Below are 15,845 nucleotides of genomic sequence, written 5' to 3'. Positions count from 1 at the left end.
CCTCCTTGATGTGATGAAAATAAGCCTATCGACATTAACTTATTCACATTAGAAGATTTCGGTGCCTACCAATTTATTTTGATTTAGCAATTATTTAGCGTCAGGTACATCAAATAATTTTTTTGAGAAGGCACTTTTCGAACAAGCTCGAGAATTGATACAAAAGAAAACAGCCTTAGCGTAATAATCGCTAAGACTGTATAAAAATTCTTATTATAAAATACATACTTGTTACTGATTGGTAGCTTGTTGCTCTTCTCTTTTTTCACGCCATAATCTTGTTTTATATACGATTAAAATTAAGGCTGCTACAATCAGACCCTCAATCATTGGCAAGAATAGGGCGAAAAACGTTAGCATGATACAACCTAAAAATAGGAACGCATAAATAATAATGTTTTGAGATAGTTTTAATTTCTTGGCAAAGCCTAACTTATAGACAATGGCAGAAAGTGCAAATACAAGAAGAAATACAACATAGCCTGCAATTTCATAGCTTGGTAAATTTTCGTATAAAAATCTAGTTATACCCGCCATTCTTCCATAAACTCTTGTTGTTTCATCGGAACTTGTCTGTGCAGCAACTTGAATAACATTTAGTTCACCCAATAAAGCGGACTTAATATCCAAGACTCCTCTTCCTTTCATGTCAGCGGAAAATTATTGTTCTGCGTTACGTAATTTTTTCGCTGCTTTCTCACGTTCATTTTTATCAAGAATTTTTTTACGCAGACGAATAGATTCTGGTGTGATTTCTAAGTACTCGTCATCACCTAGGTATTCAAGCGCTTCTTCTAAAGATAAAATACGTGGTTTTTTAATAACATTCGTTTGGTCTTTATTTGCTGAACGGATGTTTGTTTTTTGTTTCATTTTTGTGATGTTTACAGTGATATCAGCGTCACGAGTATTTTCTCCAACGATCATACCTTCGTAAATATCTGTACCTGGCTCCAAGAACAGTGTACCACGGTCTTCAATTTGCATCATCCCATAAGTTGTTGATTTACCAGTTTCCATTGAAACTAGTACACCTTGGTGACGTCCACCAATTTTACCTGGTAGTAATGGTTGGTAGCAATCAAACGTATGGTTGATGATACCGAAACCTTTTGTCATCGACATGAATTCAGTAGTATAACCAATTAAACCACGAGCTGGTACTAAGAACGTTAAACGAACTTGACCACTGCCGTTGTTCACCATATCAAGCATTTCACCTTTACGTGCACCAATTGATTCAATAATTGAACCAACATTTTCTTCTGGTACATCGATTTGAACACGTTCGAATGGCTCACATTTTACACCGTCGATTTCACGCACGATTACTTGCGGTTTAGATACTTGTAATTCGAAACCTTCACGACGCATATTTTCAATAAGAATTGATAGATGAAGCTCACCACGACCTGAAACTGTCCAAGCATCTGGAGAATCAGTATCTTCAACACGTAAAGATACGTCCGTTTGTAATTGAGCACGTAAACGCTCTTCTACTTTACGAGAAGTAACCCATTTCCCTTCACGACCTGCGAATGGCGAATTGTTTACTAAAAATGTCATTTGTAAAGTCGGCTCATCAATACGTAATGGTGTAAGCGCTTCTTGGTGTTCAACAGGACAAACTGTTTCACCAACGTTGATATCTTCCATACCTGAAACGGCGATTAAATCACCAGCTTTTGCTGTCTCTACTTCTTCACGTTTTAAACCGAAGAAACCAAAGATTTTCGTTACACGGAAGTTTTTCACTGTACCGTCTAATTTCATCAGTGCAACTTGTTGACCTACAGAAATTGTTCCACGGAATACACGACCAATTCCGATACGTCCAACGAAGTCATTATAGTCAAGTAGAGCTACTTGGAATTGTAATGGATCTTCTGAGTTATCCACTGGTGCTGGAATAGCCTCGATCACTTTTTCGAATAGACATTTCATATTTTCTTCTTGTTTAGATGGATCTGCGTCCAAAGAAGCTGTACCATTTACACCTGAAGCATAGACAACAGGGAAATCTAATTGATCGTCATCTGCACCTAACTCGATAAATAATTCAAGCACTTCATCCACTACTTCTAGTGGACGAGCTGAATCTTTGTCTACTTTATTAACAACAACGATTGGTGTTAAGCGTTGTTCTAATGCTTTTTTCAGTACGAAACGTGTTTGAGGCATACAACCTTCATACGCATCGACAACTAGTAAAACGCCGTCTACCATTTTTAAAATACGTTCTACCTCACCACCGAAGTCAGCGTGTCCAGGCGTATCAAGGATGTTGATACGAGTTCCTTCATAGTTTACTGCTGTATTTTTAGCTAAAATCGTAATACCACGTTCGCGTTCAATATCATTAGAGTCCATTGCACGTTCTTCAACACGTTCGTTTGAACGGAATGTACCTGATTGTTTTAGTAATTGGTCGACTAAGGTAGTTTTACCATGGTCAACGTGGGCGATAATTGCGATATTGCGAAGATCTTGACGTAAGTTTGTCATTATTCCACTCCATATTCTTTTTTCGAATGTTTAACTGTGATATTATAGCACAAGAAGGATAGAAATGTCCTTATTAGAATTTCCATCATTCTAAAAAATATATTTGATTTACAAATTTTTTATATAGGAGGCTAGGCTATGAATCGTGCAAAAATCGTAATGGCTATCTATGCATTAGCAGCTGTACTAGCAATGTGCTCTATCGGCTATTCTGTTGCGGCTAGTAGTGTATTTGGTGCAATAGCAGGTATTGTGGCAACTTGTGTCATTTTCATGACAGCCTTTAAAATGAAGCGTAAACTACGTACACAAGGCTTACTTTAATCAAGTATGCCTTGGCAGATGTTAATTTAGCTGGTTGAAAACCCACTGAAAAAATAAGCAATCAACATGAAAAGGAGCTGTCTAGTTACTAGACGGCTCCTTTTTATTTAATCGTACGGCACAATATATTTTTCTAATAATTCTTTATGGATAGAAGGATTGGCGATGATAAAAGTATCTTGATGGAGGAAATCAAAGCCTTCTCCATGTAAATTTGTTGCAACTGCCCCAACCTCCTGAGCAATGATGGTTCCGCCTGCAATATCCCATGGTGCTAGTCGCATGGAGACATATGCATCTAGTTTGCCACTAACAACAAATGCAATTTCCATTGCCGCTGACCCGTAGGATCGTGTACCACGCACTTTGCGAACCATTTCTATCACCTTTTCATGGTGGATATGTCGATTGGGTGCCACCCAATGTGCATTAATGCCAATGACCGACTCCTCCATTGAGACAGACTGTAGTTTACGCAATGGTGAATCATTATACCATGCCCCTTGACCTTCAATGGCATTAAATAAATCCTCTCGCATGACATCAAATATGTACCCTAACTTTCCAACACCATTTACAAAAATACCGATAGAAATCATAAAATGACGATGTTGTTTGACGAAGTTCATCGTGCCATCAATCGGATCAATAATCCAGACAACACCATCTAATGATTCGACCTTTTCGCCCATTCCTTCTTCCCCTAAAATTTTATGGGTTGGATCAAAAGCTTTAATTTGCTCGATAAAAAATAATTCGGTCTCTCGGTCAATATTGGTAACGAGATCATTTGCACCTGATTTTGTCTCAATAACTAGATTATACGAAAAAGCCTCTCGAATACGTCTTCCAGCTTCAAAAATGATACTTTTTGCAAATTCATCAATTTGTTGTAAATGCACTCAAAACCCACCCTTCGAATATAAGAAAAGGCTCTCTCGCTCTCTTTATGCTCCTCATACCTTTTCCATCACTTAACCATTTGTTTCGACTATAAAAAAACAAAGGACTGCCATTTGATATAATTTCTATTTTACCCTTTGTCACAATAAAAATCACCTGCTGTCGGAATATTCAGCAAGTGATTTTTTAAATAGGTATTAAATTTTGATTACGCATAGGCGTGCAAGCTTTCAAGTTCCATCTGTATTTCAGCCAGACGTTTTTTACTTTTTTCAATTTCAATATCATTTTTTTCATTCATCGCCTCAAAGAGTGATGCTAATTCATAATCTAATTCTAATTGTAAAATGTGTTCATATTGCTTTTCAATGTCAACTTTACGTATAATTTTTACGATAGGTTTCATAAAAAACACTTCCTTTTTTTAATTTTTTTTACAAAAACTTTTTTATTTCGATAAAGTTCTTGTTATAAGATTTTTTCCCAAAATCAGCGTAAAATAAACCTTATAAAACGAAAGGAGTAAAATAAAATTGCCAAAAATAAAGTGGACAAACAAAGACTTTAATGTTTTTACAATAGACGGTTTAGAACAAAGAATGGATGCTTTAACTTCCCTTGTACGTCCAAAATTCAATCAACTAGGAGAGGATTTTTCTGCTTATTTCTCTAGCCAACTAGGTGAAGAATTCTTCCCTCATGTTGCCAAACATGCTCGAAGAACTGTTAACCCACCAAAGGATAGTTGGGTTGCCTTCGCTCCCTATAAAAGAGGTTATAAATCATTGCCTCACTTTCAGATTGGTCTATGGCACACACATTTATTCATCGTCTTAGCTATTATTTATGAAGCACCGCAAAAAAATGTTATGGCTGAGCGTTTACTTGCCCATAAATCTTTATTGGAGCAACTTCCTACTGATTTTATTGTGTCAGGTGATCATATGTCCCCTGAGGCCATTTCTCTCGAAGAGGCAAAAGAAGACAAGCTTGAAGCATTGCTTATACGACTACGAGATGTCAAAAAAGGTGAGTTCTTGGTTGGTCGTCACATTCCAAAAGAGCAAGCGACAAAGCTAACAGCTAGCGAGTTACAACAATTAACAGAGGAAACATTTAATCGCTTACTTCCTCTTTACAACGTCATTGTTGGAAAATAGTTTTACTTAGATTCATTTAATGATGATTTTTATTGATGTAGTTTATGCAAAATGTCGTTTTTTAACACAAAAAATTAAAAAATGGATGTGAGTTGTGCTCACATCCATTTTTTATCGACCGTTTTTAGGGACAATTTTTATAAGCATCCCATCTTCGGCTTCCTTGGTTTGTTTGACGACAGGATAGCTAATATAGCCACTTGCCTCTTCGAATTCTCGAAAAATTGTTTTTTCCTCTGCTTGAGATGGAACAATCTCTTTAAAGCGACGATATTTAGCCAGCATGACTTCACGCTTGATGCCCTTTTCATAAGCTTTCTCAATTCCTTCAAAGAATTGAACGACATCCACAATTTCCTCTGTGGACCAATCAGTTGAAAACGGATAAGAATATTCCATTCGACAAAACCACCTTTATGTTATTGCCCCCATTTTAACCGGATACTTTCAGCTTCTGCAACCATTCGATTAATAAGTTCCGCTACGGTTGGGATATCGTGAATCATTCCCGTCACTTGACCAGCCCAGCCAAAGCCTTCATTTTGATTGCCATCGTAAATAAAACGCTTATTGGCTGAACCACTGATATAGTCTTTTAAAGCCTCATATGTTGGTGTTTTTTCCTCAATTTCTAAAATCTTTGTCGTAAATTCATTACGTAAAGCTCGTGCTGGCGCGCCGATAGAACGCTTAATAATCGTCGTATCAGCCTCCGTACTAGCAAGCAGAGCCTCTTTATAAGCCTCTGATGCATCGACACATTCTTTTGTGGCAATAAAGCGTGTGCCCATTTCAATACCTTCAGCTCCCAATGCGTGTGCAGCTAGCCAACCACGCCCATCACCAATGCCTCCAGAAGCAATGATTGGAATTTTCACACTATCAACCACTTGAGGAACTAGCACCATTGTGCCAACGTCATCTCGCCCAAGATGACCTCCCCCCTCTTGACCAACAACCATCACAGCATCTGCTCCTAGTTGTTCAGCTTTTTGGGCTTGTCTACGAGCAGCTACAAGTACCAATTTTTTGATAGCTGTTCCTTTTAGCAACTCAAAAATAGGTGCTGGGTTTCCTCCAGTCATCGTAATAACTGGTACTTCTTCCTCAACTGCAACGCGCACCATCTCCTCAAAGCCTATACCATGCAGACCAATCGCAAAATTTACGCCAAACGGTTTATCTGTTAATGTTCGGACTTTCTGGATCTCTGCTCGTAATAAATTAGGATCTCGTAAGCTCATGGCTGTTATTTGCCCTAGACCGCCAGCATTCGATACAGCTGCCGCTAAATCAGCATATGCTAAATAGGCTAACCCTCCTTGAATAATGGGGTATTTAACCTGCAAAAGCTCCGTCACACGTGTATTCCAATTCATAGTACCTCCCCTTTCGTTCGATACTAATTTCTCTTTATCCTGAAAAAAACCTTTTATTTTTATGAAAAGTCTATTTTTTCGTGTCGTTAGGTGCTATAATTCATTTGTTTTCTTAGATATTATAAAGTGAGGTGGTACCTGCGTTGTCACAACTAGAGACTCCATTGTTCGACGTATTACTTAAACATCGGAACAGACATCCAATTCAATTCCATATTCCAGGCCATAAGAAAGGGCAAGGGATGGACCCTGCTTTCCGAGAATTCGTCGGCGACAACGTTTTATCAATTGATTTAATTAATATTGCTCCACTAGACGATTTACATTCACCAAAGGGTGCTATTAAAGAAGCACAAAGCCTTGCAGCTGAAGCCTTTGGTGCTGATCATACATTCTTTTCCGTCCAAGGTACTAGTGGCGCCATCATGACGATGATTCTGACCGTCGTCGGCCCAGGTGATAAGATTCTAGTGCCACGGAATGTTCATAAATCTATTATGTCGGCGATTGTATTCGCTGGTGCAATTCCAATTTTTATTCACCCAGAAGTCGACAGTGAATATGGAATTTCTCATGGCATATCGCCTGAAGCTGTCGAAAAAGCGTTGAATGCTTATCCAGACACAAAAGCTGTACTTGTTATTAATCCAACTTATTTTGGCTTTACAGCTGATTTAAAGCGCATTGTCGAAATCGCTCATGATCGTCAGATTCCAGTAGTCGTAGACGAAGCACATGGTGTACACATAAAATTCCATGATGACCTACCGTATTCAGCAATGGAGGCAGGTGCAGATATGGCAGCAACAAGTGTACACAAGCTCGGTGGCTCCATGACGCAAACTTCCATTTTAAATGTCCGTGAAGGTCTTGTTTCAGCGAAACGTGTACAAGCTGTCTTTTCCATGCTAACAACGACATCGACTTCATATCCATTACTCGCTTCGCTTGACACAGCTCGTCGCCAGCTAGCCATTCATGGATATGATTTAATCGACGATGCATTGCGTTTAGCAAAAGATGCGCGTAAACGCATCAATCAAATAGCGCACTTAAAGTGTGCAGGTAAGGAAAAATTACATTCATCGGCGACCTATGATATGGACCCATTAAAACTGCTTATTAGTGTAAAAGATTTAGGTATTTCTGGTCATAGAGCTGAGGAATGGTTACGATATAATGCCAATATTGAAGTGGAACTGTCTGACCTTTACAATATTTTATGTTTAGTGACATTGGGAGATACGAAAAAAGAAATTAATCTTTTAGTAAATGCACTCACTCGTATGTCAAAAGCATTCGATTCTGAAGCGGCTATCACAGAAGCTGTAGTGAATGTACCAGAAATCCCAGCTCTTGCTATGTCACCACGTGATGCCTTTTATGCCGATACAGAAGTCGTTCCTCTTGCAGAAGCGGATAACTGTATTTGTGCAGAATTTATTATGGTCTATCCTCCTGGAATTCCGATTTTTATTCCCGGGGAAATAATTACACAAGAAAATATTCATTATATTCAAATGAATATTGAAGCAGGTTTACCAGTACAAGGACCCGAGGATACAACATTGAAAACAATTCGGGTAATAAAAGAACGAAAACCTATTTTTTAAAAATTAAAAGCTAGTTCTTCATTGTGAAGAGCTAGCTTTTTCATTATCTCTAAAACATTCAAGTGAGCTTTGCTATGCTTGGATATCATTGCTGCTTTAGAAATTTCTCTTTACCTGTCCCAATCATTATTAATTACATATATAGATGGTACTTGAATATTACTTGAGAATTGATTATTTGCCTTTTCATAACGACTAGTTGCTTTTTCAAGCTTTCAACTAAATAAGCTAAAAATTAGAATAAGCAATCTATATTATTTACAATATAAAAAAGGGAGTGAACTAAATGAATACTTGGGATCAACGTTTTCAAGGAGCAGAATACGTTTATGGCGAACAACCTAATGCCTTTATTAAAGATTATGTATATTATTTGAAAGATTACCCTAATATCGCCACCTATGCAGAGGGTGAAGGACGTAATGCTGTTTTTTTAGCCACAGCTGGACATACGGTTACTGCCTATGATTATGCACAGAGTGGTCTTCAAAAAACTGAACAATTAGCACTGAAGCATCAAGTGACAGTTCAAACTAAGCTAGCCGATTTACTGCTGGATGAGCTTCCCGTTAATAAATATGATGCGGCCATTATGGTATTTGGACATTTTCCAGCAAAGCAACAACAAACGGTCATACAAAAGATTATCGATTCAGTCAAACCAGGAGGGCGAATTATGATGGAGTTATATTCCATTTATCAGCTCCCTTATGCTTCAGGTGGTCCACAGCAACTCGACTTTTTATATAACCCTTTAGATGTCCTCCAATGGTGTCAAGTATATAAAATTATCCACTTTTTTACAGGTGAGCAAATTCGACATGAAGGAATGCTACACACTGGGCTAGCCCATACGATTCAATTGATTATTGAAAAAAGCTAAAGAGGTTGTCTCAAATAGTTTTTGAGACAACTCTTTTTTTGCACAAAGCGACAATTGGATTATAAAAATAAATAAACAAATAAAGGACAGAAAAATGCCCCAATAACAGCCGTTAAGCCCATCGATAATGAACCAACTGATAATTCCTGTTCCCCATATTCTCTTAATTTTACAAGACCTACACCATGTGAGGCACTGCCTACAGCCACACCTCTACTAACGGCAGAGTTGATTTTGCCATATTTAATAACGAATGGTCCAATAATAGCCCCTACAAACCCTGCAATCATCACAAAAACAGCAGTTAGAGGCGGGATACCTCCAATCGTTTCGCTTACCTGCATCCCAACAGGCGTGGTTAATGATTTAGGTAAGGCCGTCAGCATCCAGCTAGACTTTACACCAATCCATTTTAGTAATACAAAAATTGTCATTAAGCCTGTAATCATACCGATGAAAAGTCCTGATAAAATAGAATACTTATATTTTATAATAATAGCTCGTTGATTATAGAGAGGATAGGCAAGTGCGACAACTGCTGGTCCAAGCATTTTCTGAAGCCATTCTCCACCTCTCATATATGTTGCATATGGAATATCGAATATAAGTAAAATCATCACACTGACCACTGTAGTAGTGACCAAGGGGATCATGATGGGATGTGGAAATCGCTGATAAAGCTTTGTGAACAATACAAACATAATGACGGTACTTAGGACAACAATTGCTTCAATCAACCGTTAACTCTCCCTTCCCTTCATCAACAGTGGTTTCCGTACCTTCTTTTTTCGCCAATTCTTTTTTCTCAATGATTTGTGTCAGTAAACCCGTGACATAAATAGAGATTAATGTACTAGCAATAACGGCTAAAATAATCAACAGGCCAGTGACTGACATGAGTTCTGGATAATCAATAACCCCTACCGTTGCTGGTATGAAAAACAATGTTAACATACCAATTAAAAAACTTGCACCGTCTTGAATATATTCCACCTTAATGATTTTAAAAATGAGTGAAAGTGCTAATAACAGTAATCCAATAACACTTCCCGGAAGAGGTATGTGTAAATATGTTACTATTCCCACCCCCATGTAATAAAAAATTGTCAGTATGCCAATTTGAGCAATGATACGAACAACTCGTAACAACAGCGCAGCAAAATTTTCGTTCAACATTTCGCCACTTTTCACCCCCTATATCGTTCATTCTACATCTGCAAGAATTTTCTGTCTATTATAATTTTAGGAAAATAATATAAAAAAAGAAAGCGGATGGCTTTCTTCTTTTAATTAAGAGAAATATAGGGGTTGTCTCATCATAATTTAATGAGACATCATTAAAATTATTTTCCTAAAAAAGATTATCCTATTTATAATGCGTGACCAGAGCCACCATCAATATTCACTGAAGTCCCTGTAACATAACTTGCTGCATCAGAAACTAAAAATGTGATGACGTTAGCGGCTTCTTGCGTATCACCTACACGTCCAAGTGGAATAGTTTTCCCTACCATACGAGAATATTCTTCCCAAGATAAATTAGGTTCTTCCTTTTTCCAATTCTTTTCAATTTGATCACTGCGAATAAGCCCAATACATACAGAATTTACGCGAATATTATCCTTCCCTAAATCCTTGCTCATCGCTTTTGTCAAAGCAAGTCCCGCAGCGCGGCTAACTGTAGTAGGAAGCGAGCTTGCTGGAGGTGTCTTAGCCATCACCGCTGTCACATTAACGATTGCACCTGCACCAGCCTTACGCATATATGGTGCAGCATATTTGGAGCAATGTATAGCCCCAAATACTTTTAAATCTAAATCTGCTTGCCACAGCTCACTACTCACTGACTCAAAGGGATTCGCTGAAGCCGTACCTGCATTATTAATGAGAATATCAATGCGTCCAAAATGTTCTACTGTACGCTCAATTAAATACTTACAATCCTTTTCCTTTGTAACATCAGCTGGAACAATTAAAACATCCACATCCGTTTCATTTTTAATACATCCAGCCGCCACCTGTAGCTGTTTTTCTCCACGTGCGCAAAGTACAACATGAGCCCCCTCTTTGACAAGTTGCATGGCCGTATAATAACCAATTCCTTTACTCGATCCTGTAATAATTGCTACTTTCCCAGTTAAATTAAGCTCCACTATGAAATCCTCCCTTACTTTCTACAATGCTATCATTATACCATTTATCGATTATTCAGAATAATTAAAGGAGCTTGCAAATAATAGAAATAATATTTGAAGGCAATACCACTACCTGATTATCAATGTAGCCGACTCACGCACCAAGCTAATACAGTAAAATAGCTAAAAAGCATGTAGTTGGGAAGACAACTACATGCTACATAGTGTGGAAAAACAAAACTATCCATAGAATGTTTGTGAAAGGTGAAAATGGATTTCCGGCTACTTGCTTTCCTGTGGGCTCGCCTGTCTCGCTATCCCATCGGAGTCAAGTAGCCTTCCAATCCATAAAAAGGTTATCTTTTTAGCAAAGATTTCCACTAATCATTTTATGGAGGGGTGTTGTCACTCATCACTTCTCCATCTTGAAAATAAGGGTCTATCCTCTCTCTAATAAGACAAATAAAGGGTTATTTAGTCCCCAACGGCTAGTATGAAAGAGGAAAAGACACTTTTGCAGAATGGTTGATTGGAGTCAAGCCAGCGGCACTCCTTATTTTTCTGCACCTAATGCACGTGGAACCATTGTTTCTACCACATAATTCTCTTCTTCATACAGTATTTTTTTTAGCTCGATACCAAAAAACGACTGCATTCTTTCCTCCGTCATTATTTCACGTACAGCGCCATATACAACACCCTTATCCTTTGCCGTCATCAGGACCCGATCAGCTAAATAAAAGGCATGATTAGGATAATGCGTGTTAATAATACAAGAAATGCCACGTTCTCTCGCTAATTGCTTGATTGTTTGTAAAATAGTAATTTGTTTTTGAATATCCAAATGTGACTCTGGTTCATCTAAAATAAGTATTTCTGGATCGGCAACTAGTGTGCGAGCTATTAAAGCCAGCTGTAGCTCGCCGCCACTTACCTCATTGCATGATTTTTTTGCTAAATGGACGATACCAATTGTATCTAATGCCAAATGCGCCGCTTCTAAATCTTTTTTTGATGGTTGGGCCAATGTACTAATAAAAGGGGCTCTTCCCATCACAACAAGCTCTTCTATTGTAAAACCAAATACCATTTTATGAGCTTGCGGTACATAGCCAATACGTTGCCAAAGCTCCTTACGCTTGACAGTAGACAATGGCTTGTCATCTATATAGGTTTCTCCCTGCTTCCACTCTAGTAACCCTGTAATACATTTGAGCATCGTTGTCTTTCCAGCTCCATTAGGACCAAGGATGGCCATAATTTGTCCTGGTTCCAGTGTAAAATTAATATTGTTTACATAAAGATTTTGGGATTTCTTACGATGCTTTTCATAATAAAAATTGCCATTTTTCACTTCAATTATCACGCCCATCCACCTCCAGATTTACGCAGTAAATAAGCAAAGAATGGTGCACCAATAATCGCTGTTAAAATCGATAAAGGTATTTCTGTTGCTGTTATAGAACGTGCTAAATTATCAATTACTAACAAATAGACGCTTCCAATAGCAATCGACATTGGTAATACATGCTGATTATTGTTTCCAACAAGCATACGAGCAACATGTGGAATAATCAAACCCACCCAGCCAACAATTCCTGCAACCGCAACAGACACCGCAGTAATCAAAGTGGCACCAAATATAATCATCCATTTCAAAGGCACTACAGAAATTCCCATTGATTTTGCCTCATCCTCTGGGAGGGTTAAAATATTTAATCGCCATCTTAGGAAATAAAGTATTAACATACCGATAATAATCAGTGGTCCACCTATATATAAATCTTTATAAGTAACCGTTCCTAAGCTACCCATCAACCAATAGGTAATCGCAGGTAGCTTTTCCTCTGGGTCAGCTACAAATTTAGTTAACGAAATAAGCGCATTAAACAGTGCCGATGTAATAACACCTGCTAAGACAAACATAAAAATAGGAGCATTTTTGCGTGCGCCAGCAATTAAAAACGTAAAGCCGATGGCACCTAATCCAAAAAGCAATGCCATTATCTGTGTGGCAAAATTTTGCCCAAACAATAATATCCCAAGAGAAGCACCAAAGCCAGCTCCCGCCGAAACACCTAAAATATCTGGTGATACTAGCGGATTACCAAACATTCCTTGGAAGCTAGCACCTGCAATTGCTAAACCTCCACCAATTAACAATGCGAGAAGAATACGTGGCAAGCGAATATTGATAATAACCGTTTCTTCCATCTCTGTCCATGTCGGCTCTATAGGGAAAATCTGTGAAGCAAGAATCTTTAATAGCTGCTCGATACCAACCTCAAAGCGTCCTACACCAAGAGAAATAACGGCAATCACCAAGGGGAGGAGCCATAAAATAATCTTTTTCCAGTTTTGCATTTACCAATCATCCCTTAATATTTAGCTGCTTCTGAAGACGGATTTAAAATAGCTTGAATATCTTCATCTGTCACATCGTATTCATAAAAATCTTTATAATATGCTTTAATCTCATCCTCTATTTTATAATCAAATAGCGCTGGGTGATTTTTTTGTGCAAGCCACTTTAACATTAAAGGTGCGTCTCCACTAGGTGGGAACCAACGATAAATGCCTAATGGAATCTTATACACTTTACCCTCCTGAACTGCCTTCACCTGACTCCAATCCTGCCCAGCTATCTTATTTTCAAGCAAATCAGCTGGCTGTGTCTCTGTAAAATTGGTAATAAAAATAATATCTGGATTCCAAGTATATACCTGTTCCATATTGACTTCTTTTTGTCCTTGGATATCATTTTCAGCTACATCAATGGCTCCCGTCGCATTGAGCCATTGATTACCAAAGAAGTTTTTCCCTCCAATTGTAATCGACTTTTCATTATGTCTAAACAACATCATCGCGCGAGGCTTATCTTTTTCTTCAATCGTTTTTAACTTTTCATCTAATTGAGCTTGTACTTTTTTGCCTTCCTCTAGGAAGCGATTAGCACGTTCTGTTGTGCCTGTTATTTGGCTTGTTATTTCTAACCAGCTATTAAAGGTAGCTAATGGCTCTGCCGCAGCTGCGTCAATTGCCTTGAGCGCAACCACAGGAATACCTGCCTCTGATACTTTATGGATTGATTTCTCATCTGTTGCAATCTCTATATATAATTGTGGATTTACTTTCATTAATTCTTCCACATTGACTTCACCATTCTGAATAAACGAAGTATCAGCCTTTAAAACATCTGGAGACATTTTTGCTAGCATCGAATGTTTTGCTGCATTATACGAATTTGGATGCATACCAGCAATTTCTTTTGTAGAATTTGTTGCTACATACCAAGTAGAGAAGTATGGAAGAATGCCTCCCATTACAACACGCTCAATCGAATTTGGTACTGTTACTTCACGTCCTAATTGGTCAACTACAAGCTTCTCTTCCTTTGTCGTTTGTAACTCTGATGATTGTTGCTCCACCTGAGGCTTAGTATTATTTTGCGTCTCTTCGTTGTTATTATTACAAGCTGCCAGCAACATTGTTAGTGCTACAGCAGCGACAAGTCCATACTTCTTCAATGTTTTTCTTCCTCTCTTAACCATTTTGCCATCCCATGTAAAAACGGCTTTGATTGATCAATAAAACCTAGTCCAATATGAAACATCGGATCAAGTGTAGTGACAACTAGTTCTCCATTAAAACTCACATTATCTACATAAAATAACGATCGTCCATTTGGAATATCTAATAACGATTGCGCTCCTTGTGGTGGTAAAAAAGAACCGTGATAATGCCATTTCATATCATGCAATGTCACGTATTTAAAAAGTGGATGCACATTATTTTGCATTTTCATCGGTAAATCACCGCCATCTCTCACCCACCAACTAAAATTGACCTCAGAATCTTCCCAATCAATTGTCGGAAACCAGCAATCCAATATTTCACCAAAAATAATCAGTCTTTTGCCAGCATTAACAAATTTCAGTAATTGTGACTGATACCGCTTTAAAGAACGGATATCTAAGCGACAAGATAAAATAAGTGTGTCATACTTTGTTAAATCATATTGATGAAAGTGGCGAATATGTAGCACTTCATCATATAAATAATGAAATTCTTGCTCTGCAAAAAAGCGATTTTGAAATGGTAAGCCATTCGTCACAATCCCTATCATTTGCCCATACCTCCACTTGCATAATTGCGGTTAGCTTCCTCACGAATACAATCTAGCATTTGCATACTAAGCTTTTTCGATGTATTTTCTTCATGCATAAATACCTTGTAAATATCGGTACCTGCCCCTGCAAAAATGGTGCCATTTGTTGAGTGTCGATCAACATAAAGTATCGGTACACCACTTTGATCTGTAATTAACACTTCCGCATGTGCTGGTAATTCTTCAAAATAGCCACGAGAAAAGAAGCCCCGTACACCTTTTCGATAATTAATATCATAAGGCTCTATCCCTTTAAATAAAGAACAATTAGCTTGTTCAATCATGATTTCGCGATCTTTCAATGGAATAGGAGAGCGTTTCCAATTAGCTACATTTGCTAACCATGGCAATGATATTTCTGTCAGTGAAAAGATAACACCACCATGTAGCAAATATTCATCTAAAATCATTTTATGTTCTAGTAGAAATTGCTCTTCTACATGATTTGTGATAATTATTCCTGCATAGGCAGTTAAATCAACATAGGGTAAATCATATAAATATAAAAATACTAAGCCACGTTCACGATCCTCAGCCGTTAATCGAGTAAACTGAATATCAATGCCAACATAAGCAATAGGTTCCACTAGTTCTCCTACTTTCTTTTATCAAAAAATTTCCGTACCAATGACGAGCAAATTCCAAAATAATTAATTTAATACCACAAGCTTATTTTTCTACACTATGTACGGCAAGCTTTCCTGTCAAAACCTTGAACCAACATACTACTAACACTTGCGTCTCAAATAGAGCTATTAGTAATCATTTTGCGCAC

The 15,845-nt window shown here is 37.8% G+C and carries 18 protein-coding genes; 4 read left to right on the top strand and 14 right to left on the bottom strand.

Translation table 11 applies throughout. The features are described from left to right. Positions 1-231: 231 nt before the first annotated feature. Positions 232-630 (bottom strand): YlaH-like family protein, encoded by a 399-nt coding sequence (locus tag NST76_RS04175; protein ID WP_036125369.1) that lies wholly within the window; start codon positions 628-630, stop codon positions 232-234. 30 nt (positions 631-660) lie between these two features. Beyond that, the gene (typA, locus tag NST76_RS04170) at positions 661-2,505 is read right to left on the bottom strand and encodes a translational GTPase TypA (RefSeq protein ID WP_036125372.1); all 1,845 of its coding nucleotides are present in this window, start codon (positions 2,503-2,505) and stop codon (positions 661-663) included. Between the two features lie 138 nt (positions 2,506-2,643). Between typA and NST76_RS04165 the strand changes: the two genes are divergently transcribed. Continuing rightward, entirely contained in the window at positions 2,644-2,829 is a 186-nt protein-coding gene (locus NST76_RS04165; protein WP_036125374.1) for a DUF5325 family protein, read from the top strand. Positions 2,830-2,936: 107 nt separating this feature from the next. Here NST76_RS04165 and NST76_RS04160 read toward each other — a convergent pair whose 3' ends face one another. Together NST76_RS04160 and NST76_RS04155 are read right to left on the bottom strand one after the other, a co-directional pair. Then, entirely contained in the window at positions 2,937-3,731 is a 795-nt protein-coding gene (locus NST76_RS04160) for an inositol monophosphatase family protein (RefSeq protein ID WP_036125376.1), read from the bottom strand. Between the two features lie 209 nt (positions 3,732-3,940). After that, positions 3,941-4,138: a hypothetical protein gene (locus tag NST76_RS04155; protein WP_036125378.1), complete on the bottom strand. Its 198-nt coding sequence runs from the start codon at positions 4,136-4,138 to the stop codon at positions 3,941-3,943. A gap of 127 nt (positions 4,139-4,265) precedes the next feature. Here NST76_RS04155 and NST76_RS04150 point away from each other — a divergent pair, with 127 nt between their 5' ends. Beyond that, a complete protein-coding gene (locus tag NST76_RS04150) occupies positions 4,266-4,892 on the top strand; it encodes a DUF1054 domain-containing protein (protein ID WP_058843451.1) in 627 nt (208 codons plus the stop codon). Positions 4,893-5,003: 111 nt separating this feature from the next. Here the strand turns inward: NST76_RS04150 and NST76_RS04145 are convergent, their stop codons facing one another. Beyond that, entirely contained in the window at positions 5,004-5,291 is a 288-nt protein-coding gene (locus tag NST76_RS04145; RefSeq protein WP_036125382.1) for a UPF0223 family protein, read from the bottom strand. A 20-nt stretch (positions 5,292-5,311) separates the two neighbouring features. Further along, complete coding sequence (locus NST76_RS04140) at positions 5,312-6,271, bottom strand: nitronate monooxygenase family protein (RefSeq protein ID WP_058843450.1); 960 nt, start codon at positions 6,269-6,271, stop codon at positions 5,312-5,314. Positions 6,272-6,414: 143 nt separating this feature from the next. Here NST76_RS04140 and NST76_RS04135 point away from each other — a divergent pair, with 143 nt between their 5' ends. Next, the gene (locus NST76_RS04135) at positions 6,415-7,884 is read left to right on the top strand and encodes an aminotransferase class I/II-fold pyridoxal phosphate-dependent enzyme (RefSeq protein WP_058843449.1); all 1,470 of its coding nucleotides are present in this window, start codon (positions 6,415-6,417) and stop codon (positions 7,882-7,884) included. A 286-nt stretch (positions 7,885-8,170) separates the two neighbouring features. After that, entirely contained in the window at positions 8,171-8,767 is a 597-nt protein-coding gene (locus NST76_RS04130; RefSeq protein WP_342544661.1) for a class I SAM-dependent methyltransferase, read from the top strand. A 59-nt stretch (positions 8,768-8,826) separates the two neighbouring features. Here the strand turns inward: NST76_RS04130 and NST76_RS04125 are convergent, their stop codons facing one another. From NST76_RS04125 to NST76_RS04090, 8 genes are all read right to left on the bottom strand, one after another. After that, complete coding sequence (locus tag NST76_RS04125) at positions 8,827-9,504, bottom strand: LrgB family protein (protein ID WP_342544660.1); 678 nt, start codon at positions 9,502-9,504, stop codon at positions 8,827-8,829. Further along, positions 9,497-9,943 (bottom strand): CidA/LrgA family protein, encoded by a 447-nt coding sequence (locus NST76_RS04120; protein WP_338652803.1) that lies wholly within the window; start codon positions 9,941-9,943, stop codon positions 9,497-9,499. The genes NST76_RS04125 and NST76_RS04120 overlap by 8 nt, the downstream gene beginning before the upstream one ends. Positions 9,944-10,137: 194 nt before the next feature. Next, on the bottom strand, positions 10,138-10,920 hold the full coding sequence (locus NST76_RS04115; RefSeq protein WP_058843445.1) for an SDR family oxidoreductase: 783 nt from the start codon (positions 10,918-10,920) through the stop codon (positions 10,138-10,140). Between the two features lie 535 nt (positions 10,921-11,455). Next, the gene (locus NST76_RS04110; protein ID WP_330493438.1) at positions 11,456-12,268 is read right to left on the bottom strand and encodes an ABC transporter ATP-binding protein; all 813 of its coding nucleotides are present in this window, start codon (positions 12,266-12,268) and stop codon (positions 11,456-11,458) included. Beyond that, on the bottom strand, positions 12,265-13,266 hold the full coding sequence (locus tag NST76_RS04105) for an iron ABC transporter permease (RefSeq protein WP_036125460.1): 1,002 nt from the start codon (positions 13,264-13,266) through the stop codon (positions 12,265-12,267). The genes NST76_RS04110 and NST76_RS04105 overlap by 4 nt, the downstream gene beginning before the upstream one ends. Before the next feature lie 14 nt (positions 13,267-13,280). Further along, positions 13,281-14,429, bottom strand: a complete 1,149-nt coding sequence (locus tag NST76_RS04100) for an ABC transporter substrate-binding protein (protein ID WP_058843443.1) — start codon at positions 14,427-14,429, stop codon at positions 13,281-13,283. Next, positions 14,426-15,028, bottom strand: coding sequence for a hypothetical protein (locus NST76_RS04095; RefSeq protein ID WP_036125464.1), 603 nt, complete (start codon positions 15,026-15,028; stop codon positions 14,426-14,428). Before NST76_RS04095 ends, NST76_RS04100 begins: the two co-directional genes overlap by 4 nt. Next, a complete protein-coding gene (locus NST76_RS04090) occupies positions 15,025-15,657 on the bottom strand; it encodes a hypothetical protein (RefSeq protein WP_340810006.1) in 633 nt (210 codons plus the stop codon). The genes NST76_RS04095 and NST76_RS04090 overlap by 4 nt, the downstream gene beginning before the upstream one ends. Positions 15,658-15,845: the final 188 nt, after the last annotated feature.

The organism is Lysinibacillus sp. FSL W7-1291 (genome assembly GCF_038593415.1).
Classification (GTDB): Bacteria; Bacillota; Bacilli; order Bacillales_A; family Planococcaceae; genus Lysinibacillus; species Lysinibacillus fusiformis_D.
Note: the sequence above shows the minus strand (reverse complement) of the source record. Positions and strands in the feature narration are given on the sequence as shown.

Coding starts and splice junctions, on each gene's coding strand:
- typA (WP_036125372.1), bottom strand. CDS start 2,505: ATGACAAACTTACGTCAAGATCTTCGCAATATCGCAATTATCGCCCAC.
- NST76_RS04165 (WP_036125374.1), top strand. CDS start 2,644: ATGAATCGTGCAAAAATCGTAATGGCTATCTATGCATTAGCAGCTGTA.
- NST76_RS04155 (WP_036125378.1), bottom strand. CDS start 4,138: ATGAAACCTATCGTAAAAATTATACGTAAAGTTGACATTGAAAAGCAA.
- NST76_RS04145 (WP_036125382.1), bottom strand. CDS start 5,291: ATGGAATATTCTTATCCGTTTTCAACTGATTGGTCCACAGAGGAAATT.
- NST76_RS04140 (WP_058843450.1), bottom strand. CDS start 6,271: ATGAATTGGAATACACGTGTGACGGAGCTTTTGCAGGTTAAATACCCC.
- NST76_RS04130 (WP_342544661.1), top strand. CDS start 8,171: ATGAATACTTGGGATCAACGTTTTCAAGGAGCAGAATACGTTTATGGC.
- NST76_RS04120 (WP_338652803.1), bottom strand. CDS start 9,943: ATGTTGAACGAAAATTTTGCTGCGCTGTTGTTACGAGTTGTTCGTATC.
- NST76_RS04105 (WP_036125460.1), bottom strand. CDS start 13,266: ATGCAAAACTGGAAAAAGATTATTTTATGGCTCCTCCCCTTGGTGATT.
- NST76_RS04095 (WP_036125464.1), bottom strand. CDS start 15,028: ATGATAGGGATTGTGACGAATGGCTTACCATTTCAAAATCGCTTTTTT.